This window comes from Sorangium sp. So ce385 (genome assembly GCF_051474135.1).
In the GTDB taxonomy this organism is placed as follows: Bacteria; Myxococcota_A; Polyangia; order Polyangiales; family Polyangiaceae; genus Sorangium; species Sorangium cellulosum_D.
This window is the reverse complement of sequence record NZ_CP150337.1, coordinates 7,625,610-7,639,541: the sequence shown is the minus strand read 5'-3', so window position 1 is coordinate 7,639,541 and position 13,932 is coordinate 7,625,610. Positions and strand designations below refer to the sequence as shown.

General features: G+C 73.1%; 6 protein-coding genes. 3 read left to right on the top strand and 3 right to left on the bottom strand.

Annotated features, from left to right (window positions below; genetic code table 11):
- Positions 1-66 precede the first annotated feature (66 nt).
- A complete protein-coding gene (locus WME83_RS27685; RefSeq protein ID WP_437312694.1) occupies positions 67-3,681 on the top strand; it encodes an SNF2-related protein in 3,615 nt (1,204 codons plus the stop codon).
- A gap of 6 nt (positions 3,682-3,687) precedes the next feature.
- On the opposite strand, the gene WME83_RS27680 is transcribed toward WME83_RS27685, so the two are convergent.
- The 3 genes from WME83_RS27680 to WME83_RS27670 form a co-directional block, all read right to left on the bottom strand.
- Positions 3,688-4,278, bottom strand: a complete 591-nt coding sequence (locus tag WME83_RS27680) for a Uma2 family endonuclease (protein ID WP_437312693.1) — start codon at positions 4,276-4,278, stop codon at positions 3,688-3,690.
- A 111-nt stretch (positions 4,279-4,389) separates the two neighbouring features.
- Positions 4,390-4,992: a carbonic anhydrase gene (locus tag WME83_RS27675; RefSeq protein WP_437312692.1), complete on the bottom strand. Its 603-nt coding sequence runs from the start codon at positions 4,990-4,992 to the stop codon at positions 4,390-4,392.
- Between the two features lie 175 nt (positions 4,993-5,167).
- Positions 5,168-6,598, bottom strand: a complete 1,431-nt coding sequence (locus WME83_RS27670; RefSeq protein WP_437312691.1) for an MATE family efflux transporter — start codon at positions 6,596-6,598, stop codon at positions 5,168-5,170.
- A gap of 173 nt (positions 6,599-6,771) precedes the next feature.
- On the opposite strand from WME83_RS27670, the gene WME83_RS27665 reads away from it, so the two are divergent.
- Positions 6,772-7,671, top strand: a complete 900-nt coding sequence (locus tag WME83_RS27665; RefSeq protein WP_437312690.1) for a hypothetical protein — start codon at positions 6,772-6,774, stop codon at positions 7,669-7,671.
- A 1,481-nt stretch (positions 7,672-9,152) separates the two neighbouring features.
- Complete coding sequence (locus WME83_RS27660; protein WP_437312689.1) at positions 9,153-13,874, top strand: nSTAND1 domain-containing NTPase; 4,722 nt, start codon at positions 9,153-9,155, stop codon at positions 13,872-13,874.
- The last annotated feature ends 58 nt before the right edge of the window (positions 13,875-13,932 follow it).

Below are 13,932 nucleotides of genomic sequence, written 5' to 3'. Positions count from 1 at the left end.
CGCCGGGCGGCGCGCCAAAACCCCTTGAACCACGCCCGCGCTCCCACCACGTTGCGCGGCCCGACCATGCCCGGCGACCCCCAGCCCGTCCCCCCCGGAGCGCCGGAGGCGCCGTTCGCGACCCGGGCGGCGCTCCTGTCGTGGCTCGCGCGCCACGCCATCGCGCACGTCGCCCGGCTGAACCTCGAGGCGGTGGCCCCGCGCGTCGATCCCGCCCTCTGGCCCGAGCTGCGGATCCTCGGCGCGCGGCGGCGCCTCATCGACCTCGCCAGCGACGACGAGCTCGCGCGCTCGCTCGAGTGGCTGGCGCCCTCGCGCCTCCGCGACGCGCTGCCGCCCGCCGTCCTCGGCTTCCTGGAGGACGAGCGCGCCGCCGCCGCCGCCGCGCGCGCCGCCGTCCCCGCGCTGCTCCGGGCGCCCGACGAGCCGCGGGCCCAGCCGGCGCACGCCCTCCTCTGCGCCCTGCGCGCCCGCGTCCCCGACGCCGTGGCCCCGCGCCCCGAGCGCGCGCTCCGGGCCGCCGCCCTGCGCTTCGACGCGGCGCTGCCCGGCTTCCGCCTCGACGACCCGCTGCCCTACGAAGCGCAGCGCGTGGGCGCCGGCTTCGTCCGGCCCGAGGCGCGGCTGACCCTCGCCCCCGGCGCGCCCCGCGCCGAGTGCGGCTGCGGCGCGGCCGACTGCGTGCACGTGCTCGCGGCCATCGACGCGGCGCTGCTCTGGCTCCGCCAGCCCCCGGGCGAGGCCTTCTTCCAGGCGCTCGACGAGCTCGGGCGCCCCCCCTGGGAGCGCACCTTGCTGGCGCTCGACCGCGCGTTCGACGAGGGCCCCGGCGCGCGCGCCGGCGTCGAGCTCACCTTCCGGCTCGACGTCGTCGAGGGCGCCGGCGTCGCGGTCGCCCCCTGGATCCACCGCGTCGGCAAGAAGGGCCAGCGCGGCGCCGGCGCGCGCGTCGGCAAGAAGCGCCTCCTCCTGGAGCACGGCGCGAAGCTCTCCGCCGAGGACGCCCGCATCGCGGCGCTCCTGCCCGACGGCGACGCGTTCGCCTCGCGGGCGCTGCTCGACGCGCTCATCGGCCACCCGCGCCTCGTCCTCGGCGAGGCGCCCGACGTCGCGGTGCGCATCGAGCGCACGCCGGTGGGCCTCGTGGCCGAGGAGCGCCACGGCGCCGTGCGGGTGAGCGCCGGCGTCGAGGGCACCGCGCTGCCCCCTCCGCTGCTCGAGCGCGTCCGCCGCGCCCGGCCCGAGGAGGTGCTGTTCCTCTGGGACTGGGACCAGGGCGCGCGCCGGCTCACGCTGCTCGACGTCAAGGCCGAGGTCCGGTCGCTCCTCGACGTGCTCCTGCGCGAGGGCAACGTCTTCCCGCCCGAGAGCCACGCCGCCCTGCTCGCCGCGCTCGCGCGGTGGGCGCAGCGCGTGCCCGTCGCCATGCCGCGCAGCGTGATGGGCGAGTCGGTCCCGCCCGCGCTGAGCCCGGTGCTGCGCCTCACGGCCCAGCCCCGCGGCGCGGTCGAGGTCGAGCTGCGCATCCGGCCGCTCGCCGATGGCCCGGCCCTCGCGCCGGGCGCGGGCGCCCGCGACGTGCACGTGCGGCGCGGGGAGAAGGCGCTGCACGCGGTGCGCGACCTCGCCCAGGAAGAGGGCTTCGCCGCCGCGCTCGTCGCCGAGCTCCCGCTCGCCGGGGCCGAGCCGCTCGAGGATCGCCGCTTCCACTACCGCTTCGCCAGCGCGCACGGCGCGCTCGACCTGCTCGCGGCCTGCGCGGCGCGCGACCCGCCGCCGGAGCTCGAGTGGGTGGGCGCGCCGCTCCGCGCGGTGGCGAACCGCGGCCCCCAGGCGCTCAAGATCGTCCTCGAGCGGCGGCGCGAGTGGTTCGGCGTCCTCGGCGGCCTGAGCGTCGGGGGCGAGCGCGTGGAGCTCGCGCGGCTGCTCGACGCCGCGCGGCGCGGCGAGCGTTACGTGCAGGTCGAGGCGCAGACCTACGTGGAGCTGGGCGAGGCGCTGCGCGCGCACCTCGAGCGCCTGTCGGACCATGTCCACGAGACCCGGCACGGCCTCGCGGTGGGCCCCTCGGCCGCCGGGGTGCTGTGGGAGCTCGAGCGGGCCGGCGCCGCGCTCGACGGCGACGGCGCCTACCGGCGGCTCCTCGAGCGCGCCGCGGCCGCCGGCGACCTCTGCCCGGCCGTGCCCGCGGCGCTCGGGACCGAGCTCCGCCCGTACCAGGTCGACGGTTACCGCTGGCTCGTGCGGCTCGCGGCCTGGGGGGCCGGGGGCGTGCTCGCCGACGACATGGGCCTCGGCAAGACCGTGCAGGCGCTGGCCGTCCTGCTCGAGCGCGCCGAGCGCGGGCCGGCGCTCGTCCTCGCCCCGACGTCGGTGGCCTTCAACTGGCGGGACGAGGCGCAGCGCTTCGCGCCCTCGCTGCGCCTCACGCTCTACGCGGACGAGGCCGACCGCGACGGCGCGCTCGCGCGGCTCGGCCCGGGCGACGTCCTGGTGCTCAGCTACGGCCTGCTCGTGCGCGACGCCGCGCGCCTCTCGGCCCGGCGCTTCGCCACGGTCGTCTTCGACGAGGCCCAGAGCCTGAAGAACGCGACCACCCTGCGCGCGCGCGCCGCGAGGGCGCTCCAGGCGGACTTCACGATCGCGCTCTCCGGCACGCCGCTCGAGAACCACCTCGGCGAGCTCTGGAGCCTGTTCACGATCGTCTTTCCCGGCCTCCTCGGCAGCTGGGACGCGTTCCGCGATCGGTACGCCGCGCCGATCGAGCGGCACGGCGACCCTGCCGCGGCGCCCGCGCTCGGGCGCGTGCTCGCCCCCTTCCTCCTGCGGCGGACCAAGGCGCAGGTGGAGGCCGAGCTCCCGGCGCGCACCGAGGTGCGCGTGCCGGTCGTCCTCTCGGGCGCCGAGTGGCAGCTGTATGAGGACGCGCGCCTCGCGGCGCTCTCCGATCTCGAGACGCGCCGGTCGGTCCGTCGGGAGCAGCAGCGGCGCGTCGAGGTGCTCGCGGCGCTCACGCGGCTGCGGCTGCTCGCCTCGCACCCGCGGCTCTACGACGAGCGCTCGGCGCTCGCCTCGTCCAAGCTCGCGCGCTTCCTCGAGCTCGTCGAGGAGCTGCGGGCGGAGGGGCAGCGCGCGCTCGTCTTCAGCCAGTTCACCTCGCACCTCGCGCTGGTGCGCGAGGCGCTCGAGGCGCGCGGCGTCGCGTACGTCTACCTCGACGGCGAGACGCCGCGGCGGGCGCGGGGCGAGCGGGTGCGCGAGTTCCAGGAGGGGGCGGCGCCGCTCTTCCTCATCTCGCTCAAGGCGGGCGGCTTCGGCATCAACCTCACGGCGGCGACCAACGTGATCCACCTCGACCCCTGGTGGAACCCCGCGGTCGAGGATCAGGCCTCGGATCGCGCGCACCGGCTGGGCCAGCGCCGGCCGGTCACCATCTACCGCCTGGTGGCGCTCGGGACGATCGAGGAGCAGATGCTGTCGCTGCACGAGCAGAAGCGCTCGCTCGCGGCCCAGGTCCTCGCCGGCAAGGACGCGGCGGGCAAGCTCTCGACGCAGGAGCTCCTGGGGATGCTCTCGGCGCGGCTCCGGGGGCCGGACGGCGGCGAGGGCGGCGAGGTGGAGCGCGCCGCCGCGCTCGACGAGGATCCCGGCGCCGGGGCGCCGGCGCCCGCGCCCGCCTGAGGAGCGCTACGTCGCCCAGAGCACGGCGAGCTCCAGCTCGATCGCCTCGAACGGCGCGGCGCGGACGCGCGCGGCGTCGCGGTGGGTGGCGATCGGGATCCAGCCGCGGTCCGGGCCGAGCGAGAGGACCTCCAGGGTCCGCTGGATGGGATCGACGAGCCACGCGTGCGGCACGCCTTCGCGCGCGTAGAGCGGCATCTTCTCCTTGCGATCGTGCTGCTCTGTCGAGGGGCTCAGGACCTCGCAGATCCAGTCCGGAGCGAGCGAGAAGTAGGGGGTGACGGGGAGCTCGGGCATGCGCTCGCGGCGCCAGCCGGCGATGTCCGGCACGACCGCCTCCACGTCGCCCGGCGATTCCGGATCGGGAAAGTGCAGCTCGGGCTCATCCAGGATCCACCATCCGCCTGGGCCATTCCTGCCGTGGTCGAAGGGGCCGCCGATCTCGATGCCCAGGCTCGACGCGGCGCGCGCATGCCGCGGCGCCGGCCGGGGGAAGACGTGCAGCACGCCGCGGATCAGCTCTGCCACCTTGTTCGGCGGCGCGGCCTCCAGGTCGGCGTACGTGGCGCGGCGGGGCTTCTCGGCGGGCTGGCCCATGGGCCCAGCCTGCCTGCGGGCGCGCGGCCAGGCAAGCCGCGCCCGACGGGCGCACCGCCTCACCGGGGCGCCGGCGCCCGCCTGAGCGCGCGCCCCCCGCGTACCGTCTCCTCACCGGAGCGAGATCTGGTGCGCGAACTGCGACTCTTCGAAGGAGTAGCCCCAGAGCGACGCGTCGCGCTCGTCGTAGAGCCAGGCGTGCACGCGCGGCCCGTCGCCCCGCGACAGGGGCGGATAGGTGAGCAGGTGATCGAGCTGCGTCAGCACGTTCTCCTGCGCCATCACCTCGCGGAGCGACTCCCTGTCGAGCCCGCCGTAGTTGCGCCGCACGAGGTCCATCGTCGCCCGCGCCGCGGGCACCTGCGCCATGAGCCCGAAGGCCCCTCGGTCGCGCTCCTCGTCGAGGAGCACCTCGAGCGCCGCGCACCGGACGTGGCCGCAGATCACGACGTCGTGCGTCTCCCGCATCGAGAGCGAGAGCAGGAGCGGCGCGTTCTCGCTCGCGATCTTGTCGCTCCAGGGCGCCACGAGGTGCGCCGGCGACCGCACCTGCGCGCACGACACCCCTCGAGCGGACAGCCCCATCCGCTCGAGGGGGAGCGCCGCGTCGAAGCACGAGACCAGCAGCGTGCGGCCGGGATCCAGCGTGGCGGGGATGCGCCGCCGCCGTCGCGAGGCCGGGCCCTCGAGGGAAGTGTCGTACGAGCGCTGCATCGGTTCTCCTCGCGGACCGGAGCGGTCCTCCGGCATGGGTCGGAACGAGCGCGCCTCCGGTTCCCGATCACCGCGCGCCGCCGGCTGGCGCCGTCGACGGGCCCCGCGCGTCACCGCCCGGCGCCGGCGGCGGGCCTCGCGCGCCGCCGGACGAGCGGCCTGCGCAGCCGGCGGCTCACGCCTCGCCGGCCTCGTTCGCGAACGCCTTCGCGGGGTCGGCTTGCCTCGCCGCGTCCGCCGGGGGGGCGGGGTGGACGACGGCCCGCTTCCAGCGCCCCGAGGCGTAGTAGGCCAGGCTCGCGGCGAGCGACACGAGGAAGCTCGCCGCGATGGCGTACCAGACCCCCTTCACGCTGCGCATCTCGCGGGAGAGGAAGTACGCGAGCGGGGCGCGGACCACCCAGAGGCCGAGCAGCGAGATCGCAGTCGTGACCAGGGTGGCGCCGGCGCCGTTGATGATGCCGTTGCTCACGAAGGAGAGGCCGAAGAGCACATACGACGCGCCCACGATGTGCAGGTACGAGACGCCGAGGTCGATGACGACCGGATCGGCGATGAACACCCGGAGGAGCGCCTCGGGGAAGACGATGGCCGCCGCCGAGCACGCGAGCGTGATCGCGGCGCTGAAGGCGCAGCCCCACAGGAAGATCTCGCGCACGCGGCCGTGGTGCCCCGCGCCCAGGTTCTGCCCGGCGAGCGTCGATATCGCCATTCCCATGTTGATCGCGGGCAGGAACGCGATCTGGTCGATGCGCGAGGCCGCGCCGAACGCCGCGGTCGCGACCTCTCCGAACCCGTTCACGATCCCCGTCACCACCACCATGCCCAGCGACACCACCGACTGCTGCACGGCCGCCGGCACGCCGATGCGGAGCGTCCGCCGGATCGTCGGGCCGAGCTGGCCGAAGCGCGGCCACCTCGGCGAGATCGGTGACCTCTTCACGTGGAGATATGCGTTGAGCGCCACGAGCGCGAGGACCTGAGAGACGATCGTGGCCCAGGCCGTCCCGTTCAGGCCGAGCGCCGGCAGCCCCAGCTTCCCGAAGATGAGGAGAGGGTCGAGCACCGTCGTGAGCAGGACGGAGCCGAGCTGAAAATAGAGGGGAGTCTTCGAGTCCCCCGTCCCCTGCAGCATGCTCCTCAGCGCGAACATGCCGAAGCTGAAGGGCAGCGAGAGCAGGTAGACGCGGAGGTAGTGCGCGGCCGGCTCGAGCACCTCGGCCGGCGTGTCCATCGCGCGGAGGATCTCGGGCGTGAAGATCTCGCCGAGGACGGTCAAGAGGACGCCGACGCCGTAGATGAGCACGGTGGAGCCGTCCACCACGCGCTTCAGCTCGTCGAACCGCTTGGCGCCGAAGGTCTGCGAGACGAGGATGTTCGTCGCCAGGGTCAGCCCCATCCCGACGCCGAAGATCGTGAAGACGACGGGGAAGCTCACGGTGACGGCCGCCAGGGCGACGGTGCCCAGGTACTGGCCGACCCAGATGGCGTTGATGAAGCTGTAGGTCGTCTGGAGGAAGCCCCCGAGGAGCATCGGGAGCGAGAACGTCACGATGTGTCGGGGGATGCTGCCGGTCGTCAGATCGGTGCCGAACGTCGGTTTCATCGGGCTCCTCGCCCGCGGGCGGGCGGAAAGAGGGGTCGTGGAGGCGTGGGGCGCGGCGTAACGTAGCGGACGCGCGGCGACAGTCCATGCCCGCTGGCGCGCGGCTTGCAGTCCGCGCCGGCCGCTGAGCGCTTCGGTCCTTCCCGCGGTTGCGCCAGCGAGAGGAGAACGACATGCCGAAAGCGAAGTCCGCCAGCGCCTCCAAGCAGCCGGGGGCGCGGGGCGCGGCCTCGGAGCCGTCCGAGGTGTCCTTGCCGCTGGTGTTGACCGCGGCCGAGCAGGATCTCCTGGGCCGCGCCCTCAAGCTCCTGGTCAACGTCCAGGCCGCGCCGTTCGTGGAGCGGGCCCGACGCGAGGGCTACACGGCCGAGGAGCACCGCGAGGGGTGGCGGCTGTTCAAGCTCGCCTCGGGCGAGCAGCGTCCGCTGGAGCACCTGTTCGTGGAGGTCTCGAGCGGCGGGGTGATGGAGGGGGCGGAGCGGATGCGGCTGCTCCAGGAGGTCGATACCTTCGAGAACACGTGGTTCCCGCGCGCGCGGGCGATCATCCGCCGCGTGGTGCCGCGCGAGCGGCGCGACGGGTTCGAGGCCGCGTTCTTCAAGAACCTGGAGCAGCAGCCGCTCGGGCCGGCGGTGATCCTGTCGGTCGGGACGTTCCTTCGCCGGGTGGAGGGGCTGGCGAGGAACAGCGACGGCGACGCGAAGAAGGTCCACAAGACGCTCACGGCGCGCGGGCTGACCGAGGCGAGGATGCAGCAGGTGCGCGAGCAGCTCGCGCGGCTGGAGGCCGGCGCCGGCGCGCAGCAGCAGCCGCCCCGGGTGCCGGCGGCGGAGCTGGAGCGGGCCCGGAGGGAGCAGCGGGAGGCGCTCGAGGGGCTGCGCGACTGGTTCAACGACTGGGCGACGACGCTCCGGCAGGTCTTCTCGGTCAAGGCGCAGATCCAGCTCGGCCTCACGGTGATGAAGCGCGCGGCGGCCGCCGCCGGGGAGGTGGTCGAGGAGGAGCCGCCGCTCGACGGGGACGACGACGGCGCCGAGGGCGAGGTCGCGGGCGCGGAGCCGCAGCTCGGCTGACGCGGCGCCGGGCGCCGCCGTGCCCGCCAGGCGCCGGGGAGGCCGGCGGGACGGCGCGGCGGCAGCGGAAAGCCGGTCCGGGGAGCCGGAGGAGGGGGTCTCGAGAGGGGCCGAGGGGGTCTCGAGAACGGCCGAGGGGGGTCTCGAGAACGGCCGAGAGGGTCTCGAGAACGGCCGAGGGGGGTCTCGAGAACGGCCGAGGGGGTCTCGAGAATGGCCGAGGGGGGTCTCGAGAACGGCCGAGGGGGTCTCGAGAACGGCCGAGGGGGGTCTCGAGATGTGCGCAGACCTCGCTCCGCGCTCTCCGGACCGGCTGCGGCGGTGTCCAGACCCCGCCTCGCCGGTCTCGAGACCGGCTCCGGCGCTCTTCGCTGCGGCGCTGGCGCGCGCCAGATCGTCTCCAGCGCTCTTCAGCCCCGCACCGGCGCTTCTCCAGCCCCGCACCGGCGCTTCTCCAGCCCCGCACCGGCGCTTCTCCAGCCCCGCACCGGCGCTTCTCCAGACCGGCTCGGGACCCCTCCCACCCGGCAGCGGGGGCGATCGCTGCGCAGGGAGCGATCCCGTGCCTATCGCCCGGGCGCGACCGAGCCGCCTGCGGCACCCGAGGCGGTCGGTCCAGGGGGCCAGGAGCCCTTCGATGTGGTTCAGGACACCACGCCGGCCGCGCGGGATCCCATGAGGCGCACAGATGCCGCGCGGCCGAAAGGATCCTTCGCGGCGCCAGCTCACCGTGGGGCTCCGCAACCGGTTGCTCCCTTCCGCAATGGTTTGCGTCATTGAGCAAATGCTCGTGCCCCCCGGGCCGAGGCCGCACGTCCCGGCGGCACGGCGCAGGGCCGTGCAATGGGGCGCATTGCGAGGATGATCCACCTCGGGCGCACCAGCTCGGGGCTCCGCGGCAGGGAGAACGACGCGCCGTGGCGGCGTCCCTACGAGATGATTGGAACAAGGCGCCAACGACGCCAAGAGAGAGAGAAACGCTTCGTCTCGCTCTTCTCTCTCGGCGTCCTTGGCTGCTCGCCGCATGGTCGGTCCACGGACAGCTGCGCCAGGCCGCCCGCAGCCTCGACACCGCGGGTCGAGGCAGCACGAGCGGCGCGGCGAGGCCTGCGACTAGGCCAGCCCAGACTGCCGCCTCCAGCCGGTACGACCCGCGAGCCAGGCAGCCCGGTCCAAAGGGAGGATTCTTATCGGCGCCGCGGCGCTCGGTCGCCATGAGCACAGCCCAGTGGCGAGACGCCCGTAGGAAGAGACTTCTGCTTTGGAATCGCAAGAACATCGATTGACCTGAAATGGTGGCAAAGGCAGCCAACGAGGCACCTGCGCCATCAACACCGGACGATGCATGAAGATCATGCTATCGCTATAGGAATCATGGGGTAGGCATCGGCGAGGAGGAGAGCGGACAGGAGGGCCGGGAGCCGAGCGAGGAGGCGGACCTTCACTCCGAGGCTCTTGCGTGGCGACAGCCGGACTGCCCCATGTCGAGCGCAGCTCCTGGTGAAGAGGCCGAGCGCACGCTCGCGCTCTCCGAACTCGCGCCCACGGAGCCCGCGGCCAACCCGATACCCGAGGAGCGAGCGCATGAGGCCGCACTCCTGCCGGTGCAGGGTGCGATGACGCCGGCTGGCGCGACGCCGGCGGAGCCGACGCTCGCGGGCGTCGGCGGCACGATCAAGCACTATGAGATCATCCGTAAGCTGGGCCAGGGCGGCATGGGGATCGTGTACCTGGCCCGTGACACGAAGCTCGGCCGCCTCGTCGCGATCAAGCTCCTGCTAGAGCATAGTGGGCCTGGGACCGCGCGTTTGCTGGCCGAGGCGCGCGCTACGGCGCGATGCAGGCACGAGAACATCGTCGTGATTCACGAGGTGGACGAGATCCGTGGACACCCCTACCTCGTGCTCGAGTACATCAAGGGTCGCACGCTGAGTGAATGGCTGGCCCGCCGCGCGCACCCCAGCGCATCCGGGGCGCCCGCCGCGCCCGGACAGCCCGGCCCGATGGCGCCTGGCGTGGCGGTCGAGCTCATGGTTCCGGTGGTCCGAGCGCTGGTATGCGCGCATGAGCTCGGGATTGTTCACCGCGATCTCAAGCCGGAGAACATTCTCCTCGACGACGCAGGATGCATCAAGGTGCTCGACTTCGGCATTGCCAAGCAGCTCGACGCCGCGATGATATCAACCATCACGGGCGCGCTGGCGCCGCTCGGAGGCGGTGCCCCGAGCCAGGAGAGCGCGTTCGCCGGCACGCCGGCCTACATGTCGCCCGAGCAGCTGCTGGGCTGGAACATCGATCCTCGCGCCGACCTCTGGGCCGTGGGAATCGTGCTGTACACGCTGCTCGCGGGGGCGCACCCCCTCGACCCATTCTCGCTCGCACGCCTCGCGGAGGTCGTGAATCTCGATGCCCCCATGCCCCACGTCAGCGCGCGGCGGCCGGACGTGGGCGCGCTCGGCGCCCTCGTCGACCGCTGCCTGAAGAAGCGAAGGGTCGAGCGCATCGGCTCGGCCAAGGAGCTCCTCGCCGGGCTCGAGGCGCTCCTGCCCGGCCGGAAGGCGCCCGACCTCGGCGAAGGTGAGAGCCCGTTCGCGGGGCTGTCGGCATTTCAGGAGGCGGATGCTGCGCGCTTCTTCGGCCGCGATCGCGACGTCAGCGCCATGACGGCGCGCCTGCGCAACCAGCCGCTCCTCACGGTCGCCGGCCCGTCCGGGGCGGGCAAGTCGTCGTTCGTGCGTGCGGGCGTGATCCCAGCCTTGAAGCGCTCGGAAAGCCGCTGGGAGACGTTCATCCTGCGCCCGGGGCGCCGGCCGCTGTCGGCGCTCGCCGATGTGCTCGTGCAGGTGGCCGACTCCGAGCTCGCCGGCAGGGCAGAGGGCTCGGTCGAGCTCTCCGATCACGACGGGCTCGTCGCCACCTTGTGTGCGCAGCCGGGCTATCTCGGCGCCCGGCTGCGGGCGCGCTGTCGCCGTGAGGGGAAAACGTACCGAATTCTGCTCTTCGTCGATCAGTTCGAAGAGCTCTACACGCTCGGCGCCGCGCCCGAGGAGCGGGCCGCGTTCGCCGCGTGCCTGGAAGGCGCGGCCGATGATGCCTCGTCGCCCCTGCGCGTCCTGCTCGCCATTCGCTCGGACTTCCTCGATCGCATGGCCGATGAACACCATTTCATGGCCGACATCACCGGTGGGCTCTCGTTCCTGCCGCCCCTCGGGCGCGAGCGCCTGCGCGAAGCCTTGACGCGGCCGATCGAGGCGGCCGGTTATCGCTTCGAGACCGCGGAGATGGTCGAGCACATGCTGGACACGCTGGAGAGCACGCGCAGCCCCTTGCCGCTCTTTCAATTCACGGCCGCGAAGCTCTGGGAGGCCCGGGATCGCGAGCGTCGGCTCTTGACGCGAGGCGGCTATGAACAGCTCGGCGGCGTCGCCGGTGCCTTGACCGCCCACGCGGACGCGGTGCTCTCGGGGTTGCCATCGCGCCAGCAGCGGCTGGCCCGGGTGGTGTTCCTGCGGCTGGTCACGCCCGAGCGCACGCGCGCGGTGGTGAGCATGGAGCAGCTCTGCGCGCTCGCTCAGGGCGGCGACAGGCGCACGGGCGGCGCGATCGCGCAGGTCGTCCAGCACCTGGCCAGCGCGCGGCTCCTTCTCATCGAGACGGGCGGCGAGCGCGAGGGCACGACCGTGGAGCTCGTCCATGAATCCCTGATCGACCGGTGGGCAAAGCTCGGGCAGTGGCTCGCCGAGAGCGGGCAAGACGCGCAATTCTTGGCCCAGCTACGTGCTGCGGCAGCGCAGTGGGAGGCGAGCGGTTGGGCTGAGGGCCTGCTCTGGCGCGATCAGGCGGCCCACCACGCCCGAGCGTGGTACGAGCGCCGTCGCGCCGAGCAGGGGGCCGATTGGCGCCTCGGGCTCGGCGAGCGCGAGGAGCGCTATCTCCTGGCCGTCGTGGCCCTGTCCGAGCGCGCGCGGCGCCTGCGCCGGCGGCTCGCGATGGGGGTGATCGCCGCGCTCAGCGCGATCGCGCTCATGGTGTCGTATCTCGCGCTTCGCGCTGACCGGCAAGCCACGCGCGCCGAGCAGCAGGCCGCGCGCGCCGACCAGGAGACGGCCCGTGCGCAGGCCGAAGCCCTGCAGGCGCGCAACGCCACCCGTATGGCTGCGGCGCGCGAGCTGCAGGCCGATCCTACGACCGTGGTCGCGATCCTGCGCGAGATCGAGGCACCTGATGTGCCGCGAGAGTGGTCTGTCCTCGCACGCTGGGCGCTCCGCAGCGGGGTGGCTCGCGCAGTGCTCATCCACCCGGATGGAGTCGTGCATGCGACCTATAGCCCGGATGGCGAGCGCATCGTCACCGCGTCATGGGACAAGACCGCGCGGGTGTGGAATGCCGACGGCACGGGCGAGCCGCTGGTGCTCCGGGGGCACGAGGATCGGGTCTGGTCGGCGGTGTTCAGCCCCGACGGCAGACGCATTGCCACCGCGTCGCAAGACAGGACCGTGAGGGTCTGGAGCGCCGACGGCACGGGCGAGCCGCTGGTGCTCCGGGGTCACGATGCTGAGGTCCTGGAGGCTGCGTTCAGCCCTGACGGCAAGCGCATCGTCACCGCGTCATGGGACAAGACCGCGCGGGTGTGGAACGCCGACGGCACGGGGGAGCCGTTGGTGCTCCGGGGGCACGGCGATGGGGTCTATTCAGCGGCGTTCAGCCCTGACGGCAAGCGCATCGTCACCGCGTCATGGGACGAGACGGCGCGGGTGTGGAACGCCGACGGCACGGGCGAGCCGCTGGTGCTCCGGGGGCACGGCGATGGGGTCTATTCAGCGGCGTTCAGCCCTGACGGCAAGCGCATCGTCACGGCGTCTGCGGACAAGACCGCGCGGGTGTGGAACGCCGATGGCACGGGCGAGCCGCTGGTGCTTCACGGCCATGACGCCCCAGTCTATTCGGCGGCGTTCAGCCCTGACGGCAAGCGCATCGTCACGGCGTCTGCGGACAAGACCGCGCGGGTGTGGAACGCCGACGGCACGGGCGAGCCGCTGGCGCTTCGCGGCCACGAGGATGGAGTCTATTTCGCGGCGTTCAGCCCCGACGGCAAGAGCATTGTTACCACCTCATACGACGCGACCGCGCGGGTATGGAATGCCGGTGATGCAGGCGAGCCGCTGGTCCTTCGGGGGCACGAAGACGCGGTGTCTTCTGCGGCGTTCAGCCCCGACGGGGGGCGAGTCGTCACCGCGTCGTACGACAAGACCGCGCGGGTGTGGAACGCCGATGGCACGGGCGAGCCGCTGGTGCTTCGAGGGCACGAAGACGCGGTCTCTTCTGCGGCGTTCAGCCCCGACGGGGGGCGAGTTGTCACCGCGTCGTATGACAAGACCGCGCGGGTGTGGAACGCCGATGGCACGGGCGAGCCGCTGGTGCTTCGAGGGCACGAGGATCGAGTGTGGTCGGCTGCGTTCAGCCCTGACGGCGAGCGCGTCGTCACCGCGTCATGGGACAAGACCGCGCGGGTGTGGAATGCCGACGGCACGGGCGAGCCTCTGGTGCTTCGAGGGCATGAGAATGGCGTCTTTTCGGCGGCGTTCAGCCCGGATGGCAAGCGTATCGTCACCGCGTCGTATGACAAGACCGCGCGGGTGTGGAACGCCGATGGCACGGGCGAGCCGCTGGTGCTTCGGGGGCACGAGCATTGGGTCTTGGGCGCGGCGTTCAGCCCTGACGGCAAGCGCATTGTCACGGCGTCGTACGACAAGACCGCGCGGGTGTGGAACGCCGATGGCACGGGCGAGCCGCTGGTGCTTCGGGGGCACGAGGATCGGGTCTATTCAGCCGCGTTCGGCCCCGACGGTGAGCGCGTTGTCACTGGGTCGAAGGATAAGACGACGCGGGTGTGGAATGCGGATGGTACCGGCGAGCCCCTGGTCCTTCGCGGCTCCGATTCCCCGGTCAATCGCGTGGCGTTCAGCCCGGATGGCAAGCGCATCGTCAGCGCGTCCGACGACAAGGCCGCGCGGGTGTGGACCGATCTCGAGCCGTTCCGCGGCGTCGATGACCCGAAGCTGTGGGCTGCGACCACCTACTGCATGCCCATCGAGCGGAGGATTGAGCTCCTCCGGGTTCCCGAAGCCACCGCACGGGCCCATCACGATGCCTGTCTACGCCGCGTCGAGGAGGCTCGTTCGGCCGCTCCGGGATCTCCATAAGAACGGCTGGCGAACAACGCGGCTCGCCGCGGGGCGCGCCCGCGCAACAGCCGTCGTC